Source organism: Streptomyces lydicus (genome assembly GCF_001729485.1).
GTDB classification, from domain to species: Bacteria; Actinomycetota; Actinomycetes; order Streptomycetales; family Streptomycetaceae; genus Streptomyces; species Streptomyces lydicus_D.
Window position 1 is genome coordinate 4,303,904 of the sequence record NZ_CP017157.1, and the last position, 18,029, is coordinate 4,321,932.

The following is an 18,029-nucleotide window of genomic DNA, read 5'->3' on the forward strand; positions in this document are numbered from 1 at the left end:
CACGCGCCCGCTGGACGGCGAAACGGCGGCCGGGGCGGTGATCGCATGACCGCCGAGCTGAGCGGGGGCGACCTCGCGCGCCAGGACCTGGTCGCCGCCCGGGCGGTGGCGAAGAAGAATTGGCGGGGCGGCGGCCCGAGCCGGCCGCGGACGGCACGATCCCCCTGGCCTGGCTGATCGCCCAGCGGCCCGAAAGCGAGGACGAGCCGGAGAGAAGGCCGACGCGAGGGTGGTCAGTGAGCAAGGGGCAGGCTGACCATGACTGCACAAGGAACGAGCGACGGGGGAGGAGCGCCGTATGGCGACGGCGGCATTCCGGTTTCCGGCACTGCACGCACAGGATCCGGCGGACTTAGGGGACTTCCGGCTGGTGGCGCGGCTGGGAGAGGGCGGCATGGGGCAGGTGTTCCTCGCCCTGTCCCCGGGCGGGCAGCCAGCCGCGGTGAAGATGATCCGCCCCGAGTTCGCCCGGGACCCCGAGTTCGGGCAGCGCTTCGAGCGCGAGGTGCGGGCCGCCCAGCGTGTGCGCGGCGCCCATCTGGCGCCGCTGCTCGACGCCGCCCCCTGCGGTGAACAGCCCTGGCTGGCCACGGCGTTCGTGGCCGGCCCGACGCTGCGGGACCTGGTGACATCACAGGGTCCGCTGCCCGCTTCACAGGTGTTGCTCCTGGCCTGGGGCATCGCGCACGCCCTCACCGACATCCACACCGCCCGTGTCGTGCACCGCGCCCTGGATCGCACCAATCCCCGGCACCCGGCGCACCGAACGCGTGGCAGAGAACGCGGCAGCTACGAGGGTGGCGCTGTCCGCCGACGACATCGCCGCCCTGAACATCCTCACCAGCACCGGCGTTCACGGCGCCCGTTACAGCCGGCAGCAGATGGCCCTGGTCGACACCGCGACCTCCTGACCTGCCCCGACCGCACTGCGTTGTCAGTCGGCGGTGGCGTGCCACCGTGCCCCGTGCCAGCTGAGGGGTAACGGGTCCCTACGTCTCTGCAGGTCCCGCACCGCCCGGCACGATGACGCCGCTCTGCCGGAGCTTCGAGCCGGACGAGCCCATATCTCGCTGCTCATCGAAGATTCTTGGAGCGGAGCCAGGTGCGGATGGCTTCAATGTGTTGAGCCTTGCTCTCGAGCGGCAGCCAGTGTCCTGCAGGCACGCGCGCCACGGTGAGATCTGAGCAGGCCGCGCGCATCGGGTCGCCTTGGCTGTTTCCCGAGATGTTGCAGATCGCGTCCCACTCGCCGTTGACGAACAGCACCGGCTGCGTCAGGCGCCCGCCGTCGGGTGCTTTGCGCGCGTAAGCGATGTTGGCGTCGTCGTTTGTGTACCACGCAGAGGGAGGACGAAAGCCGTGAGTTGCGAACGCCTGCACCAGGGTGTCGAAGTCCGCCGGTGGCCAGAGGGCCGGATCGGCCGGCGTCGGCGGTGCGCGGTGCGCGGCGCCGAAGCGTCCGCCGTCGCGTGTGACCGTGGCCGTCGGTGAGATGGCGCCGATCGCGGCGGGGCTGCCCGGTTGATAAACCGATGCCAGCGTTGCCGCCGGAGCCGCGTCAAGGTCGGCGACCGCCGCTCCGAAGTGCGTCGTGTAGTAGCGGTAGTAGTCCCACTGTCCGTCCGGATACCGGTCGGCCGGGTAGAGCTGACGGTCGACCAGGGGTACGAGCGTGGCCAGGCTGTTGGCGGTGGGGTAGTAGGCCCACGAGGTCAACACCACGCCGCGGCACCGGTCCGGCTCGTGTGCGGCCACTGCTCCCGCCACGACGCTGCCCCAGTCGTGGCCGATCCAGACCGCGGTTCTGCCGCCGAGATGGTCGTGGAGTTCCGTCAGGTCCATCACGACCTCCTCGACGGTGTAGGCGTCGGTATCCGCCGGGGCGGAGGATTCGCCGTACCCGCGCAGATCGGGCGCGACGCAGTGCCACCCGTCGGCAGCGAACGCCTCCATCTGGGCCCGCCACAACAACCCGATGCCCGGCCACCCGTGGAGGAAGAACATCAGCGGCCCATCGGCTGGTCCGTACTCCAGGTAGTGCGTGGTGTGGCGAGGCGTGCCGAAAATGCGCGAGACCAACGGCGGTGCGATATCGCGCCGAACATCGTCCTCGCCATCCCGTCGACGTGCGTGGGCGGTCCCGGCAACGAGAGCGAACAGGACCAATGCGATGTCCAGGGCTCCATACACGACGGCTGTTGGTTTGAGCCCGAATCGCTCGACAGCGAGCCCGGCGGCGAGCGCAGGCACACTGAAGGCGAGATAGCTGACGATGTACATCGTCGCGAACACCTGGCCCCGTCGGGCGATCGGTGCCGCCTCACCGAGGGCATGGACGGCGAACCGGAACGTCGCCCCGAACCCGAATCCCGCGATCAGCGACCCGACGACGTAGAGCGGCAGTACACCCGTCGGCATGGCTGCGACAGTGACCAGGACGCCAATGGCGAGGGGCCCGAGGCCGAACCATGCGCGGTGTCGTGGCGGAGCGAAGGCCGACGCGACCGTGCCCGCCGTCCCTGCGACGAAGAAGACGCCGAGGATGACGCCCGCGACGAAGTGGCTGTGCACGTCGAGGACGGTGGTGAGGATCGACGATCCGAGCGAGAGGTACAAGCCGCCAAGGGCCCACGTCGCACTGATCGACGGCAGCAGTGCGACGAAGACCGGCCGCGTAGCCCGCGGGAGTTGAGCGCTGGGCAGCAGTGACCGCCAAATGGTTTCCCGGGTTGGCGAGTCGGATCGAGCTTTCTCGGGAACCAGCCAGACGAGTGCCGCGAGCGCCAGGTACACGACGCTGAGGATCCAGAAGACGAGTTGGCGGGGCAGTGGCGCGAACTCCACCAAGGCGCCGGCGAGGACGGCGCCGATCGCTATCCCCAAGGAAGGGACCGCGCTGCTGATGGTCGAGCCGAGCCGGGGGTTCGGCGCGGACTCCATGATCAGGGCCGTAGTGGCGCCGGCGGCTGTCCCCACGGCAAGCCCCTGCACAATGCGCGCGGCCATCAGGCCGCCGACGCCTGCGGCGACGGCGAAGAGCAGCATGCCCAGAGCGAGCAGCACCAGGGCACCGCAGGCGACAGGCCGGCGGCCCACCCGGTCGGAGACCGATCCGACGGTCAACAGGGCGGCGAGCAAGGCGAAGACGTAGACGGCGAAAACGACCGTCAAGGTGAACGCGGAGAGGTCCCACAGGCGCTGATAGACCGGGTAGAGGGGGGACGGCGCCGAAGCGGCCGTGAGCGTGGCCGCGCCCACGGCCCCGGCCAGGAAGAACGAAACTGAACGGTTGAGCACGCGACCTCCATCGAAAAGCAATGATCTTTGCTTTAATCCGGGTGGCTCATCCTAGTGGAAGCAAAGATCTTTGCGTATGCTGGTGACGTGTCTCACCACGCAGCCGCCAGCCGCCCCAGAGGGCGGAGCAGTCGAGTACTGACCGCGATCTACACCTCGGTCGGTGAACTCGTGGGCGAGGGCGCCGAAAAGATCACGTTTCCCGTGGTCGCCGAACGGGCCGGGGTCAACCCGACGACGCTCTACCGACGCTGGGACAGCGTCCACGCTCTCCTTGAGGAAGTCGCTGTCGCCGCCCTGACCCGGGACGGTGAGTCAGCGCCCGACACCGGATCCCTCCAGCAGGATCTGACCGAGTGGGCGCAGGTCATCGCCCGCGACATCACACGTCCCCACCGAGCCCGATACCTGCGCGCGATGGTGTCGGCCCGCACTGAGATCCTCGCGAGTTGCCCGGTCACGGAGAAACGGCGCGAGCAGGCATCGGAGGTGGTGAGCCGGGCCCGCGAACGCGGTGAGAAGACACCGAGCGTCCCGCAGATCCTCGACCATGTCATCGCACCTCTGTACCACCACGTCGTATTCGCCTTGCCCGTCGATGGTGAGTACGTGCGACGTCTGGTCCGCGATGTTCTGGCCATGGCTGAGTGACAGGCTGTCCCGCACATGCTGGACGCGCTGCTGGACCTGCACGGTGGCGTGAGCCGGAGATGGTGGTGCCCGACCACACCTCGGTACCGATGTTCCCCGAGTCCGTCTCACAAACGGTCCTTTGCCCGAGCAAGATCAAACGTCACGGCCCGGCGGACGCCGCCGGAGGCGTGGCCTGGGCGCTGCTCGAAGGCTTGGGTACAAATGCCCTGGGGTCACTCGCTGCCCTGCTTGTCGGCGCAGCCTCCCACATCGAGACCGACCCGCGCCTGCCCAGCCCGTTCACACCGAAGGGCACCCGCCAGACCGGGCCGGCCTGGTACTCCACCTCGACCGTCGCCTACGCGGTCGAACTCGGCGCCACCATCCAGCCGTCCGAGGCGTACGTCCGCCACGAGCACGGGGCCTACTTCGACGCCTGGTACACCCGCCTGCGCGACGCCTACATGGCCACCATGGCCGACCTCGGCGTCGAAGCCGGCATGAGCGAGGCCGACTTCCTCGCCGCGATGGCCCGGCACAAGAGCGTCGGCCCGGGGCAGGCAGCCGCGCTCTCCGCCATCAAGTCAACGGTCAAGGGCGGCATCGGCAAGCTACGCGAACGCCCGCAGGGCATCAAGCACAAGTTCGGCGAGCCGTGGCCAGCCCTCTCCGCGCCACCTGGAGCCCGCACGCCCGGGCAGAGCTGATCGGCAAGGTGCGCACCAACCAGCACCGCAAACTGACGGCATGGGCGCGGGCGGGCCTGTTCCCCGTGGCAATCCTGTCCGACTGCGCCGTCCACCTCTCCCACGGCCCCAGCCCACTGGACTTCATGCCGCACGCCGACGACGGCAAGCCGCTGCCCGGAGGGTTCCGCCTCGGCGCCAGCCCCGGGATGGTCAAGCACGAAGGCACCCGCGACTTCCTCTGGCTCGCCCGGACCATCGAGGACGACCAGATCAACCCGGCCCGGCACATCAAGGGCGACGACGTCCCTGAGAGCGGAGAGCAGGAGACCGACGTGGGCATCCTCGGCGACAGCCTGGAGAAAGCCGCGGCCGCCAACACCACCCGGCTGATCCCGAAGAGCGCGGGCGCGCAGATGCGCTTCCTGGTCAAGCAGCACAAGGGCTCGACCAAGGCCGTCGCGCAACTGCTGGGCATCTCCCAGCGCACCGTTGAGCGGTACGTCAAAGACCAGATCAAGCGGCCCCGCAAAGACCGCGCGCATAGGACGCGAGGTCCGCCGCCGCTGGCAGCCCAAGGTGCGCGAAAAGGCCCAGCGCCGCGCCGTCCAGACCGGCGGCATCACCATCGAGACCCGGGCACGGTTCGGCTTCACCGCCACACCCGGCACCACCGACGACGGGCGGATCCGCCTGATCACCCAGCATCTCCCGCCCGCCTACGCCGCCCGCCTCTTCGACGCCCAGGCCGCCGGCGTCCCCGAGCAGCAGCTGCAGAACATTGCCGCCGAAGGCTTGCAGGAGATCTACTTCAAGGACCGCGGCCGCCGCGCCGACGGCCTCCTGGTGGAGTTCACCGACATCGACCACGTGGAACTCGACTTCTGACCCACGGCATTCGTGAGGGCCTGGAACCGACTTGTGTGAGCCGAAGCACGGTAGTTGTCACATAGGCAATCTTGTTGTCACCTGTGAGGTGCGATGCCGGAAGATCGTCTCAACTCTTGACGGCCTCTGCGATCTGCTGGGCCGCCTGGGCGGGTGTGAGGTGCGTGATGTCGACGACCTCGGCCTCGGCGTGCGGTCACGTGCGGGCCGCCTCGGCGTAGGGCTCAAGGTATTGGAGACGGAACGGGGAGTTGGGGCCGCCGCTCCTCGACGGCCCGACGGCGGCCAACCCGGAGGTCCACTTCAACGCCCCGGTCGGCTGACCCGTACGGCCCCAGGGGCGGACCCCGCCGTTCCACCCGCACCGAACGCCCTGGCAGGGCGGTGCGCCCCGGCAGGCCCGCAGGTCGGCCTGGATGCCGGTGGTGTCCGGAAGACAGCGGACCGCGCGGCACCCGCCTTGCCGGGCGCCCGTGCCCCTGACAGTCTTCCGGCGCGCGCCCTGCGGGGGCCGGGGCACGGGCCAGACCCCCTGGCCGGCCCCCATCCGTTGACTCTGCCCGATGGACGAACCGACCAGGAGTGCCCGCCATGCCGCGTACGACCTTCCGTGTGCCCCGCATGCTGCTCGCCGCCACGGCGACGGCCGTCCTCGCCCTCGCCACGACCCTCACCACGGCGACCGCCCCGGCCGTCGCCGCCCCGGCCCCCGAAGCCGGGACCACAGGGGCCACCGGGGCCACCTCCGGCTTCTGGGCCTGCTCCGTCCCGCCCGGCTACACGTACACCTCGTCCCGCAGCTCCTACACCTGCTCGGCAGGCAGCAGCTACCCGACCACCGAGTTTTACGTCCAGCCGCCCGCCGACGGCCTCTGGGCCTGCACCACCATGCCCGGCTACACCCACACCGGGGTCATGAGCAGCCGGACGTGCTCCGGCGGCGGGAGCTACACGACCAACCAGTACCTGCTCTACAAGCCCGTGACCGGCATGTGGGCCTGCTCCGTGCCGTCCGGGTTCACATACACGGCCACCCAGCAGAGCTACACCTGCTCCGGCGGCGCCAGCTACACCACCACCCAGTTCCTGCTGCGCGCCCTGTAGACGCCGAGGGCCCCGGGCCCGGACGCGCGCTGGCTCACGAGCCCGGTCTCCAGCCGGAGACCACGGGTGCTGATCCGGCTGCTGCTGCGGGATCCGCGGCTGCCCCCGGGGATCTTGCCGCTGTCGGAGGAGTTCGGGACAGCCGGAGGAGAAGATCCGGGCAGAGAACCTCGGGTTCTCGACCTTCCCTTTGGTGGCAGAAGGACTGCTGAATGAGCGTGTGTGACAAGTCGGATGCCTCGCCCGTGACAACCAGGATGCTTCGTCCAGTCCCTTTTGCCAGCTTGTCCGACCTCGCCGGTGCCAACTAACGCGCTTCGGCTCACGTGTGACTGAGCGTTTTGGTTGGCCAGTGAGCGTTGTACTTGGGCCAGTTGAGCGTGTCGGCTTGTGTGCCAGGGTGGCGATAGAGAACTCGCGGGTGCGTACACGCATCCGAACCTGAGAACGTTGGGGAGACGCGACGGTGGCGATGCGGGCATTTCCGCTGGTGGGCGGGCCGGTGGAATTACGGGGTGCGCTGGACTTGGACAGGACGCAGGCGGGGGTGATGCCTCGCCGGTTGCCCGCGTGGACCAAGGAGCAGTACCAGGACCCGTCGGTCTACGGGGTGACGGTGATGCCTTCGGGGGTACGGCTGGTCTTCCGTACCGATGCGCGTGAGCTTGAGTTCGAGGTACTCACCTCCACAGGACAGCTCGACACCGACCCCCGGCCTCGCCCGACCGGGATGCTGGAACTGTTGGTGGACGGTGCCCCCGCCGGCCGCCGGCCAGCACCGATGGGCAATGTGGTGCGGATGGCGAGCCCCGGGGCCGCGCAGCGACTGGTCCCGGGGGAGCCGGGGACCGTGCGGTTCGCCGGGCTGCCGATGGGGATGAAGAACGTCGAGCTGTGGCTGCCCCAGCAGACCCCCACGGAACTGGTGGCACTGCGCGCTGACGGCGAGGTGCTGGCACCGTTGCCGGACGGTCGGCGCCGCTGGGTGCACCACGGCAGTTCCATCAGCCACTGCCTCGAAGCCGACGGCCCGACCGGCACCTGGCCGGTGGTGGCGGCTTCGCTCGGGGGAGTGGAGGTGATCAACCTCAGCCAGGCGGGCAACGACATGCTGGACCCCTATGTCGCCCGGACGATCCGCGACATGCCCGCCGACCTGATCAGCCTCAAGACGGGCGTCAACATCGTGGGCCTGGCCACCTTCCGACTGCGGACGTTCGGCCCGGCGGTGCACGGATTCCTGGACACGATCCGGGACGGCCACCCGGACACTCCGCTGCTGCTGATGTCCCCGGTGAGCTGTCCGGCACTTGAAGAGACTCCCGGCCCGACCGCGATGGGCCCTGACGGGAAGATCACAGCCCTGGGCGACCCGGCCGATGTGGCCCGTGGGGCGTTGTCGCTGACGGTGGTCCGTGACGAACTGGCTCGAATCGTGGCAGCCCGGCGAGCACGCGATCCCCACCTGCACTATCTCGACGGACGCGAACTGCTCGGCCCGCACGAGGTGGATGACCTTGCCGACGGCCTGCACCCCACCGCCGCCGCCTACCGCCGGATGGGCAAACACTTCGCCGCGCACGCCTTCGCCGACGACGGCCCGTTCCGCTGAGTGACCGGGGCTCCGCACCTGCATCAGGTGCGGAGCCCGAGCGTACCGGCAGCCACCCTGTTCGCTCGCACGCTCAACTGGCCAACCAGAGCGCTCAGTCACACGAGTGCGACTGAGCGTTCCATCTGGCGGCTGAGTGCAGCCTTCGTGCACGACCGGATGCCGGACTTGCGGCGGCAATGCCGGGTTCATGCGGACAATGGTCGGCTCGGCCACACGGTTCTGGTGCGGGGCCGAGTCATCCGCCGAGCGCGATCGGCCGGCGGTAGGCCGTCATCTGGCGCACGGCCAGTGCCACGGCCTCAGACGCGGTGGGGAACCGGCCGAGGTCATCGCTGACGATGCCCTTGCCCACCCCATACGTGCCGTCGCTGTTCGCGGTCAGACACGGTCCGACGACGGTCAGGCGAGGGCGGGTGGTGGTCGAGAAGCGCAGCGCCCAGTGGCTCGTGAACGGGTAGAGGGCGCGCAGCGTCGGCTCGGCGTGCGCCGCCTCGATCAGGGCTTGGTAGGTCTCCTGCCAGGAGTACTCCAGTTCGCCGGCCTCCTGGCGCAGGCTCTGCCACTCGGATTCCGTCAGGTGCGCGGGGTCGAGGTCGGGCACCTCGAACCGTCCGGTCAGGTGCACGAAGGGTGCCGCTCGGCGAATGTCGTTCAGGGCAGCCCCGTCGTGCCACGCCCGGGCGGCCCTGGCGACCTCCGTCAGGTCGTCCGCCGTGCCATCGATGAGGGGCATGCTTTGGAACGGTTCCGTGCCGCGGATCGACCACCTCCGTTCATGCAGCCATGCGCTGAATCTGCAGTGGCTCGCGGTGCAGCAGGGTGCTTGCAACAGTCGCGTGGAGCAGCGGAGCGGTGTCCGGGGACGTGACGAGGACGGCTCCGAGGCAGCTTTCCGGCGCTGCCTGGAGTGCTGTGGCGAGGCTTCCGCAGGCCCGCAACGTCGGGGTACAGGACAGCAGGGTCAGGAGGAGTGGGCACGGATCCTGATTGTGCCCGAGCCACTGATTCCCGGGACGACTCACCATCGACGGCGGGGGGACCACGGTCGGCGTCGGCGGTGCCGCCTTCGACTACCGGATCGAGGCGCGCACCCCGCACCTGTAACGGACTCCCGGACGAACCCGTTCCGGTCGCGCCGGGCCCGTCAGGTCACGACGGACGAACCCCTCCCCGGTGCCGGACGCGCCGTGCGGCGCGTCCGGGATGACCCAGCACTGGCCGACGGTCCGTCAGAAGTTGTACGGCTTCTTGGCGCTCCAGTTCAGCACGTCGGCCTCGTTCCAGCTGAACTGCGGCTTCGCGCCCTGGAGGGCGACGGAGTAGGAGGGGCCGCTCTGACCGTTCGTGCCGCGCAGCGCGAGGGCGAACGACTGCGCCGTGTGGTGCTTCGAGCCGTAGTCGAAGAGGTTCACCGCGCTGTATACCTTGCCGCCGGGCTGGAGCGTGAGGCGCTTGTTGCCACCGGGGTTGTCCTTCTTCGAGTGCGGCAGTACGGCGCCGGCGCCGTCGAGCTTCACGGCCGGGTACGAGGTGACCCAGCACGGCGTGCTGCCCTTGTTCGACGCGGTGACCAGCAGGTGGTCGCCCTGCTGCCCGGCGAACCGGTGCACCGCGGTGAGCAGCATCTCATCACCGCGGCACTGCCCGGCGCCCGCCGTGGTGCCCTTGCCCGCGGCCTCGCCGGAAACGCCTCACTCACGTGCTGCAAACATGCCGCGCGAACGGGTCCACGCCGAGCCGCGGGCGCGTTTGCCCAGGCCGGTGCGGGGCGGGAGCGCAGCGCTGGTTTGTGCCGCCGGGTGGTGCGCTCTGCTGAATGGGTGGCGGGCTCTCGAATCTCTTGTCGGTAGGCAGCTCAGATGGCTTACTTGTGCTGTCCGACCAGGTGGGCTGCCCATCCCTCCGCTGGGGAACGCAGCTCAGTGGCATCTGCCTGCGCACGCGGCCGCAGGTTCGCGAGGGCACCCACCGGAGGAATCGTCGGCCGACGCGCTCTCGTGGTGCACCGGCTGATGAGGGTCGCTCATACGTCCAAGGAGGCGTGGTGCGAGCCATCAACCTGTTTCGCTTACTGTCCGGGGTCGGCGCGGCCGGTGGGCTCTTGCTCACCGCCCCGGCAGCGCACGCACATGCCGCCGGTCCGGCGCTAGCGGTGGTCGTGCCGTGCAGCGAGACGGCATTGGTCAATGCCGTCGACGGAGCCAACGCCGCCGGGGGCGGTGACCTGATCCTCGCGCCGTTCTGCACCTACACCTTGACCGGCGCACACAGTCCGGGTGGCAGCGGAGGGCCGGCGGGCCTGCCGAACATCACCACGCCGATCACCATGACCGGGCTGGCCACCGAGATCACCCGTGCGCCGAACTCGCCCTCCTTCCGCATCATCGAGGTGGACGGGCCCTCGCAATTCCCGGCCGCCCAGGGGCAGCTCACCCTGGCCACGGTCACGATCAGCAACGGTGACGCCGGCCTCGGCGTGGGCGGCGGCATCGCCAACCTCGGCGGGTCGGTGACCATGACCGCGGGCGCTGTCCGGGGCAGCCACGCCTCGTTTGGCGGCGGCATCTACACCGATACCGCCCTGACGATGACGGCCAGCAGCGTCACCGGCAACACCGCCACCGTCAGGGGCGGCGGTATCTATCGAAACGCGGGCTCCGTCACGCTGCTCGCCAGCAATGTGTCCGGCAACACCCCGGACAACTGCGCCGCCACTGTCCCTTTGACAGCCCCCTGTTGAGACCGAAAGAGCCTCAACTTAGCGGCGTGCGCGTGAGTTCGCGGGGCAGCGACCAACACGTCCTTGCCTGCCCGTACTGCGCTGCGACCGCGAAGGTGAGCGAGTGTGACGGCGCGCCGCGATGCGACGCCGCATCCGTTCGGCCAGGACGGTCCATCAGCCGCCCTGAGGCAACGGTCTTCACATGTCTTCCCGCCCCTGCTGCCCACCGGGGCGTCCCCTGCGGCTGCGGGCCGCGTCAGCCATCCGCCCGCTCTTCTGCCCCCCCGCGGCAGGGCGGCACGTCCGAAGGAGAAAGATCATGGCAACCATCACCTCGTTGGTGGACACGACGACCACCACCAACCAGGGCAAGGTCGGCGACACCGTACAGATCAACGGCACCTCGCTGTCCACCACGACGAGGGTGAACTTCGGTTCGGCGGCGGTCACCCCGATAGCCGTCACCGCCACCCAGGTCACCTTCGTGGTGCCCAGCTCGGCGCCGTGCTCCGGTCAGGTGTCGGTCAGCGTCACGAGCAGTGCCGGCGCCACCAGCAACGCGCTGCCGTTCTTCGTCATCGCCACACCGACCACCACCGGGACGAACGTCACCTGCGTGTCAGCCGCCACCGGCGGCGCGGTCACGCTGTTCGGCACCAACTTCCTCACCGGGACGCACGTCGGGGTGGGCACCGTCGGCAACGTAGCGGTCACCCCCACCCAGTCGAGCCAGGTCACCTTCACGGCGCCGGCCAACCCGGGCCAGGTCGGTACGGTATCGACCCAGCCGGTGACCATCACCACCGCCGGTGGCACCAGCACCTCGGGCACCACCCAGATCGACTACTACCTCGCGCCGACCATCACCTCGGTGTTGCCCGCCTCGGGGACGGCGGGGGACGAAATCACCGTCACCGGCACCGGTTTCGTCGGGGTCGACACCGTCACCTTCACCGACAGCGCCGCCGCCACCGCCTCCGCGGTCTTCACCCCCGTCAGCGGCACCCAGCTCGTCGCCACCGTGCCCGGCGGACTCGCCACCGGGGCCGGCAGCATCACGGTCCACACCTGCGGCGGCAACTCCAACGCCGAGCCCTTCACGATCGCCTGACCGTCGGGGACGGCCGGGCACGGACTGCACGACCACCGAGTCGCCGCCCGTCTGCAGCACGTGGCGCGGACGGGCGGCGACGTCCCCGGGCCCGGGCCGACAACCGCCGGTCAGGCATACCGTCCCAGGCGTCAGGAGAAGGAGAAGAGCCTCATGGCCCCCGTAGTGACCAGCGTCAGTCCCGCCCAAGGTGCTCCTGCGGGCGGTACCGGCGTCATCATCACCGGTTCCGGATTCACCGGCGCCACCCAGGTCAGGTTCGGCCCCAACGGCACCACCTTCGTCATCGTGAGCGACACCCTGATCACGGCCAAGACCCCCGCGGGAGCCGGTACGGTGCAGGTCACGGTCACGGCGCCGACGGGCACCAGCACCCAGAACGTGCTCTTCACCTACACCTCGGCCCCGGCCCTCAGCAGCCTCAGCCCCGCCACGGGCCCCACGTCGGGCGGCAATACGGTGACCCTCAACGGCACGCATCTGTCCGGTGCCATCGTGGTCCTCTTCGGGCCCGTCCCGGCCACCGTTCTCACCGATACCGCTACGCAGATCACCGTCATCGCGCCGGCTGGGTCGCCCTCCTCGGTCGCTGTCACGGTCGCTACGGCCGGCGGTATGAGCAACGCCCTGACCTACACCTACGTTGCTGCTCCGGTTCCGGTCCTCAGCAGTCTCAGCCCCCCGTCGGGTCCTCCTTCGGGCGGCAACACGGTCACCATCAGTGGCACCGGTCTTTCCGGCGCCACTTCGGTGAAGTTCGGTGCCAACCCGGCCACGATCCTCACCGACACCGCGACGCAGATCACGGTCATCGCGCCGGCGAACACCGGCACCGTCAACGTCACCGTGACCACGGCCGGCGGCACCAGCAACGCCCTCCCCTACACCTACACCGCCACACCCGTCCCGTCGCTCAGCAGCCTCAACCCCACCTCCGGACCCACCTCCGGCGGCAACACCGTCACCCTCAACGGCACCCACCTCACCGGCGCCACCTCCGTGGAGTTCGGGAGCAACCCGGCCACGATCCTCACCGACACCGCGACGCAGGTCACCGTGACTGCCCCGGCCGGGCCGCCGTCCTCGGTCGGTGTCACGGTCACCACGACCGGGGGCACCAGCAATCCCCTGCCGTACTTCTACCTCGCCGCGCCCACCCTCAGCGATCTGTCCCCCCACCTCGGCCCGGCCACCGGAGGCAACACCGTCACCGTCTTCGGCAGTAACCTGACGCTCACCAGCGCTGTGACGTTCGGGGGAAACCCGGCCACCGGCCTCATCGTCGTCTCCGACAGCCAGCTCACCATGACCGCGCCAGCCGGCTCCGGCACGGTCGTCGTCACCGTCACCACACCGGGCGGGACCAGCACCGCCGCCACCGGAAACCCGTACTACACGTACCTCGGGGCGCCCACCCTGACCAGCCTCACCCCCTCCCACGGCGCGGACCTCGGCGGCGAGGTGATCGTGCTGGGCGGCAGCAACCTCACCTACACCGACGCGGTGACCTTCGGCGGCATCCCGGCCTCGTTCTCGGCGATCTCCGACACCCAGGTCCTCGCGACCAGCCCGGGCGGGGCACCCGGCACGGTGAACGTGGTGGCGCACACCCCGGCCGGCAACAGCAACACCCTGCCCTACGTCTACGACCCGTCCTGAACCCGCCGGCCGACGAGCCGTCAGCCGCGGTGGTGATCGATTCGGAATTCAGGAAGAGGAGAGCGTCATGATTCCGGTAGTGATCAGCACCAGCACCAGCCAACACGCTTCAGCAGAAGGCACTGCGCTCACCGGCAGCAGAACCGGTTTCACCGGTGCCCCGGCCGCCCGTACGGACGGCATCCGGGAGCCGGGGGGATGCCATGGAGACGAATGAGCCGCTGGTGGCGGACGAGATCCCGGTGGGGCACGCCCCCATCGTGGCGGCGATGACCCCGGACGGCCGGCACCTCTATGTCACCAACTTCGGCAGCACCAGCGTCAGCGTCATCGACACGACCACCCGAAGAGTCGTCACCACGATCGGTGTGACCAGCGGACCGTGGGGGGTCACGGTCGCCCCGGACGGACTGCGCGCCTACGTGGCCTGCTTCGGCACCGACAGCGTGGCGGTCATCGACACCACCACCCGCACCGTCACCGTCAGCATCCCGGGGCTCAACAAGCCCCTGGGTCTCACGGTCTCGCCCGACGGCTCCCGGCTCTACGTCGCCAGCCAAGGTGGGAACCGGGTGGATGTGATCAGCACGGCCACCGATACCGTCATCGCCTCGGTACCGGTGGGCACCGGGCCGCGCAATCTGGCGGTCACGCCCGACGGGACGGAGGTCTACGTCACCGAGGAAGGCGCGAACGCGGTCGCCGTCATCGACACCGCCACCCACACCGTCATCGCGACCCTGCCCGGGTTCCTCTTCCCCCGCGGCGTGGCGGCTTCGCTCGACGGACAGCGCGTCTATGTGACGGAGTACGGCGGCAACAGACTGTCCGTCATCGACACCGCGACCCACTCCGTCGTGGACACGATCACCGGGTTGCCCATCCCCTTCGGCCTGGCGGTCAGCCACGACGGGCTGCTGGTGTACGTCGCGCGCGACGGCGATGACAGCGTCTCCGCCATCGACCTCACCAAGAACGAGATCATCGATACGGTGCCGGGCTTCCACGCGCCGTCCTGGCCCGTGGTCACCCCGGACGACCTCGACGTCTACGTGGTCAACAACGGCAACGAGACGGTGAGCGTGCTGCCCACGCCCTCCGGTGCGTACCCCGACGCGGGGCCCATGTCGGGCGGGACGCCGGTGGACATCATCGGAGACGGACTGGGCAACACCACCGCCGTCCGCTTCGGATGCCAGCCGGCCGCCTCCTTCACGATCCTCAACGACCGGGAGATCCTGGCCGTCTCGCCGCGCCTCGCCACCGACGTCAAGATCGACGCCACCATCGGGCGGCACACCACCCGGACCGTGGGCCGCTTCTACTACCACCCCGACTCGGTGCTGACCAAGATCAGCCCGACCGCGGGCCCGCTGAGCGGGGGCGGCACCCTGACCGTGACCGGCCGGGGCCTGATCACCACCACGGCGGTGCGCTTCGGCAGCGTGGCCGTCACCCCGTCATCCGTCCTGGACGACAAGGTCACCGTGACGGTGCCGCCCGCGGAGGCGACCGGCCCGGTGCCGGTCACCGTGGTCACGCGAAGCAATTCCTACGGGCGCTCCACCTTCACCTATGTGGGGCCGCCGGGCCTCACCTCCGTGAGCCCCTCCCTTGGTTCGAGCGCGGGCGGGGACCCGGTCCTGATCGTGGGCACGGAGCTCGCGTCCACGCAGTCGGTGACGATCGGCGGTGCCGCGGCCGACTTCGGTGTCCTCTCCGACACCCGGATCGCCGCCGTCACTCCCCCCGCCGCCACCCCCGGCCCGGCGAACGTCACCGTGACGACGGCGGGCGGCACCGCCACCGCGCCCGGGGCCTTCGTCTACACCTGATCGCCTGCATCTGATCGCCGGGGCACCGAGGGCGTGGTCCGGGGCGATGCCGTCGGTGTCGTGGCTGTCGGGGGCATGAAGCCGTAGCCGTGGTCGGTCGCATTCCAGCAGGGACGGTCTCCGTGGAGGCGAACGGCCGACCATGGCCCGCGGCGCGGGACCCTCGCCGTATCTCCCGCGCTTATCCTTACGGCAAGCAGCCGTCCCCCGTAGTTGCGTTACGGGGGACGGCTGTGGTGTCCGGTCGCTCATCAGGCGGCTTCTTGCCGGTTCGGTGAGCGCCGGCATGCTCCCGGCGCTGGCCTACGGGAGCCGGGGTGAGGCGTCAGTTGAGGCAGGGGCCAAGGGTTCCGGTGACGGTCACCCCACCGCTGCTCGCGGTGTAGGTGGCGGCCAGCGCCTGCGTGATGCTGAGGTTGGCAGTGCAGGAGGCGTTGCCGTCGGCGTCGGCCACAGCAGTGCACACCGTGCCTCCCAGCACGGAGAAGGTCACCGTCGAGCCCGGAGTCGCACCGCACACGCTGAACGTGGCATGGGCGAACGCCCAAGGCACCGGCGGGAAGTTCAGCGCATAGCAGGCCGGCTTGGCCGTCAGCGTGCTCCCCTCGCCCACACCGACGGTCACCGTCACGGTTCCGGAGGCGCCGGTGCAGTGGCACGTGGTGCGGGCGGTGAGCACCGTGGCCGTGACGACGTTGCTGCCGACGGGCAGCGCGGTGGTGGTCACGCTGGCTTGGCCGGTGGGCCCGGTGATGCCGAGTCCCAGTGCGCCGCTCGTTGTGGTGAAGAGCACCACCGCGCCCGGGACCGGGGCTCCGTTGCAGGTGACGGTCGCGGTGACGGTGACCGGCTGACCCGCGGTCGAGTAGGGCGGCGACGACGTCACCGTGACGACGCAGTTGGTCGAGGCCGCACCGACGTTCACCGTCGCGGTGCCGGAGACGCCGACACAGGTACAGGTGGTGCTGGCGGAGACCACGGTGGCCGTAACGACGTTGGTGCCGGCCGGCAACAGACTGCTGGTCACGCTGGCCTGGCCGGAGGCATCTGTGGTGCCGACCCCCAGCGCAAGGCTGCCGCCGGCGGCGGTGAAAACGACCGTCGCGCCCGGGACCGGGGCTCCGTTGCAGGTGACGGTCGCGGTGACGGTGACCGGCTGACCGGCGGTCGGGTTGGCCGGCGACGACGTCACCGTGACCACGCAGTTGGTAGCCGCGGTGACGGTGAGCGTCGCGGAGGCGGCCCCACTGGTGGGGCCTGCGACGACCACCGGCCCCGTCGTGGTCGCAGTGAACGACACGGTGGCACTACCCGTGGCGTCGGCGACTACCGTCTGAGGCGTCGCAGCGTCGTAGGTGAAGGTGAGAGCTTCGCCCGGCGCGGCACCGGTGGCAGTGACGGTGAAGGTCCCGCCTGCCGCGAGGCTGGAGGGGGAGAGTGTGAGGTTGATCGCCATCTTGGACGGCCCCTTTCGTGGGCTCCGCGTGGGAGGTGGGGCCGCTGCGATCGCGCTCTCCTGCCGGGGGTGCCCTGAAGAAGCACAACGGACTGCATCGTGCAGACAGTCGCTGTGGCCCCCGCCAGGGGATGGGCACCCACCGTCGGTACCCCTCATTGAAGCGATGGGCCTGACGCAGGGCTATGAATGCCGCACCGGACAACCCGTACGGCGGAGCGCGCTTCGGCGTGTCCGTACCACCCGCAGGCGCTGCGTGGGGTATATGGAGCCACCTGCTCGCCCCGCCTCCACTGGACGCCCGTCGCTCGCCATGGCGTGGAGGTCGCTCTCGGTGCGGGCGTGGGTGGGGCCCGGGCCACGGGCCCCACCCACTCCACGAGGCGGGCTGACAGCCGGCGTCCTGAGACCGCGGCTGCGGGATCCGGTGTCCGGTGTCCGGTGTCCCGCAGCAGTCTGGAGCCATGCGGAACCATGGTCCTGGCAGGGCGGTGACCGAACGTGGGGCCCAGGCAGCACGGCGATGATCCAGGGCCGACGGAGCTGATCACCTTCGGTCACAGCACCGCGGAGCAACAGCAGGTGATCGAGCTGCTGCGGGGCGCGGACGTGCGGTCTGTGGTCGACGTACGGATCGGGCCCGGCAGCCGTCGCAGCCCCCACCTGTTCCGCCGCAGCCTCGCCCACTGGCTGCCGCAGGCCGGCATCAACTACCGCTGGGAGCCGGACCTGGGGGGCTTTCGCAAGCACCGGCCGACTCCCCGGACCTCGTCTGGCGCAACACCTCGTTCAGGGGTTATGCCGCCTATATGCGTGAGCCCGCGTTCGTGGCGGCGATGGACCGACTGCTCGGTGAAGCCGCTCGTTCCCGCACGACAGTGATGTGCAGTGAGGCGGTCTGGTGGCGCTGTCACCGACGCCTCGGAAGAGACAAGGGCGCATGACTCGGCCGAGGTGCCCGGGAAGCGGCTGGCCTCAACTCCTCACGTGGGCCGAACAGTGCGACGTCCTGCGAGCTCATGC

At 69.8% G+C, this 18,029-nt stretch carries 13 protein-coding genes and 5 pseudogenes; 13 read left to right on the plus strand and 5 right to left on the minus strand.

What is annotated here, in order from left to right; all coding sequences use genetic code 11:
* Positions 1 to 45: 45 nt before the first annotated feature.
* From SL103_RS39260 to SL103_RS38810, 3 genes and pseudogenes are all read left to right on the plus strand, one after another.
* Positions 46 to 177 carry a hypothetical protein gene (locus tag SL103_RS39260; RefSeq protein WP_279631161.1) on the plus strand — a complete coding sequence of 44 codons (132 nt, stop codon included), beginning with the start codon at positions 46 to 48 and terminating at the stop codon, positions 175 to 177.
* A 217-nt stretch (positions 178 to 394) separates the two neighbouring features.
* Positions 395 to 679: pseudogene (locus SL103_RS39600) on the plus strand (serine/threonine protein kinase); the annotation flags it as partial.
* A gap of 91 nt (positions 680 to 770) precedes the next feature.
* Complete coding sequence (locus SL103_RS38810) at positions 771 to 911, plus strand: hypothetical protein (protein ID WP_244303959.1); 141 nt, start codon at positions 771 to 773, stop codon at positions 909 to 911.
* 163 nt (positions 912 to 1,074) lie between these two features.
* Here SL103_RS38810 and SL103_RS36235 read toward each other — a convergent pair whose 3' ends face one another.
* Entirely contained in the window at positions 1,075 to 3,297 is a 2,223-nt protein-coding gene (locus tag SL103_RS36235; RefSeq protein ID WP_164492845.1) for an alpha/beta fold hydrolase, read from the minus strand.
* Positions 3,298 to 3,384: 87 nt separating this feature from the next.
* On the opposite strand from SL103_RS36235, the gene SL103_RS18660 reads away from it, so the two are divergent.
* The 3 genes and pseudogenes from SL103_RS18660 to tpg all read left to right on the plus strand — a co-directional run bounded on the left by SL103_RS18660 (position 3,385) and on the right by tpg (position 5,504).
* Positions 3,385 to 3,948, plus strand: coding sequence for a TetR/AcrR family transcriptional regulator (locus SL103_RS18660; RefSeq protein ID WP_069570127.1), 564 nt, complete (start codon positions 3,385 to 3,387; stop codon positions 3,946 to 3,948).
* A 245-nt stretch (positions 3,949 to 4,193) separates the two neighbouring features.
* Positions 4,194 to 4,939 (plus strand): annotated as a pseudogene (locus tag SL103_RS38815) (telomere-associated protein Tap); the annotation flags it as partial.
* Between the two features lie 12 nt (positions 4,940 to 4,951).
* Positions 4,952 to 5,504 (plus strand): annotated as a pseudogene (gene tpg, locus SL103_RS18670) (telomere-protecting terminal protein Tpg).
* Positions 5,505 to 5,613: 109 nt separating this feature from the next.
* Here tpg and SL103_RS38820 read toward each other — a convergent pair.
* Positions 5,614 to 5,763 (minus strand): annotated as a pseudogene (locus tag SL103_RS38820) (ATP-binding protein); the annotation flags it as partial.
* Positions 5,764 to 6,095: 332 nt separating this feature from the next.
* Here SL103_RS38820 and SL103_RS18675 point away from each other — a divergent pair.
* The gene (locus tag SL103_RS18675) at positions 6,096 to 6,608 is read left to right on the plus strand and encodes a hypothetical protein (RefSeq protein WP_069570129.1); all 513 of its coding nucleotides are present in this window, start codon (positions 6,096 to 6,098) and stop codon (positions 6,606 to 6,608) included.
* 472 nt (positions 6,609 to 7,080) lie between these two features.
* The gene (locus SL103_RS18680) at positions 7,081 to 8,220 is read left to right on the plus strand and encodes a GDSL-type esterase/lipase family protein (RefSeq protein WP_069570130.1); all 1,140 of its coding nucleotides are present in this window, start codon (positions 7,081 to 7,083) and stop codon (positions 8,218 to 8,220) included.
* A 238-nt stretch (positions 8,221 to 8,458) separates the two neighbouring features.
* On the opposite strand, the gene SL103_RS18685 is transcribed toward SL103_RS18680, so the two are convergent.
* Both SL103_RS18685 and SL103_RS18690 read right to left on the minus strand, forming a co-directional pair.
* A complete protein-coding gene (locus SL103_RS18685; protein WP_244303960.1) occupies positions 8,459 to 8,956 on the minus strand; it encodes a DUF6193 family natural product biosynthesis protein in 498 nt (165 codons plus the stop codon).
* Positions 8,957 to 9,452: 496 nt separating this feature from the next.
* Entirely contained in the window at positions 9,453 to 9,848 is a 396-nt protein-coding gene (locus SL103_RS18690; protein ID WP_079145829.1) for a DUF4232 domain-containing protein, read from the minus strand.
* 419 nt (positions 9,849 to 10,267) lie between these two features.
* Between SL103_RS18690 and SL103_RS18695 the strand changes: the two genes are divergently transcribed.
* From SL103_RS18695 to SL103_RS18710, 4 genes are all read left to right on the plus strand, one after another.
* Positions 10,268 to 10,963, plus strand: coding sequence for a hypothetical protein (locus SL103_RS18695; RefSeq protein ID WP_244303961.1), 696 nt, complete (start codon positions 10,268 to 10,270; stop codon positions 10,961 to 10,963).
* Between the two features lie 301 nt (positions 10,964 to 11,264).
* Positions 11,265 to 12,056 carry an IPT/TIG domain-containing protein gene (locus SL103_RS18700; protein WP_069570131.1) on the plus strand — a complete coding sequence of 264 codons (792 nt, stop codon included), beginning with the start codon at positions 11,265 to 11,267 and terminating at the stop codon, positions 12,054 to 12,056.
* Positions 12,057 to 12,209: 153 nt separating this feature from the next.
* Positions 12,210 to 13,715: an IPT/TIG domain-containing protein gene (locus SL103_RS18705; protein WP_079145831.1), complete on the plus strand. Its 1,506-nt coding sequence runs from the start codon at positions 12,210 to 12,212 to the stop codon at positions 13,713 to 13,715.
* Between the two features lie 203 nt (positions 13,716 to 13,918).
* On the plus strand, positions 13,919 to 15,550 hold the full coding sequence (locus SL103_RS18710) for an IPT/TIG domain-containing protein (protein WP_079145832.1): 1,632 nt from the start codon (positions 13,919 to 13,921) through the stop codon (positions 15,548 to 15,550).
* A gap of 325 nt (positions 15,551 to 15,875) precedes the next feature.
* On the opposite strand, the gene SL103_RS18715 is transcribed toward SL103_RS18710, so the two are convergent.
* A complete protein-coding gene (locus SL103_RS18715; RefSeq protein ID WP_069570132.1) occupies positions 15,876 to 17,006 on the minus strand; it encodes an Ig-like domain-containing protein in 1,131 nt (376 codons plus the stop codon).
* A 543-nt stretch (positions 17,007 to 17,549) separates the two neighbouring features.
* Here SL103_RS18715 and SL103_RS36245 point away from each other — a divergent pair.
* A pseudogene (locus tag SL103_RS36245) lies at positions 17,550 to 17,938 on the plus strand (DUF488 family protein); the annotation flags it as partial.
* Between the last annotated feature and the right edge of the window lie 91 nt (positions 17,939 to 18,029).

Bases quoted from the DNA above. Each gene is read 5' to 3' on its own strand.
- SL103_RS18700 (WP_069570131.1), top strand. From the start codon at position 11,265: ATGGCAACCATCACCTCGTTGGTGGACACGACGACCACCACCAACCAG.
- SL103_RS18715 (WP_069570132.1), bottom strand. From the start codon at position 17,006: ATGGCGATCAACCTCACACTCTCCCCCTCCAGCCTCGCGGCAGGCGGG.
- SL103_RS18680 (WP_069570130.1), top strand. From the start codon at position 7,081: ATGCGGGCATTTCCGCTGGTGGGCGGGCCGGTGGAATTACGGGGTGCG.
- SL103_RS18690 (WP_079145829.1), bottom strand. From the start codon at position 9,848: ATGCTGCTCACCGCGGTGCACCGGTTCGCCGGGCAGCAGGGCGACCAC.
- SL103_RS39260 (WP_279631161.1), top strand. From the start codon at position 46: ATGACCGCCGAGCTGAGCGGGGGCGACCTCGCGCGCCAGGACCTGGTC.
- SL103_RS18710 (WP_079145832.1), top strand. From the start codon at position 13,919: ATGGAGACGAATGAGCCGCTGGTGGCGGACGAGATCCCGGTGGGGCAC.
- SL103_RS18685 (WP_244303960.1), bottom strand. From the start codon at position 8,956: ATGCCCCTCATCGATGGCACGGCGGACGACCTGACGGAGGTCGCCAGG.
- SL103_RS18675 (WP_069570129.1), top strand. From the start codon at position 6,096: ATGCCGCGTACGACCTTCCGTGTGCCCCGCATGCTGCTCGCCGCCACG.
- SL103_RS18705 (WP_079145831.1), top strand. From the start codon at position 12,210: ATGGCCCCCGTAGTGACCAGCGTCAGTCCCGCCCAAGGTGCTCCTGCG.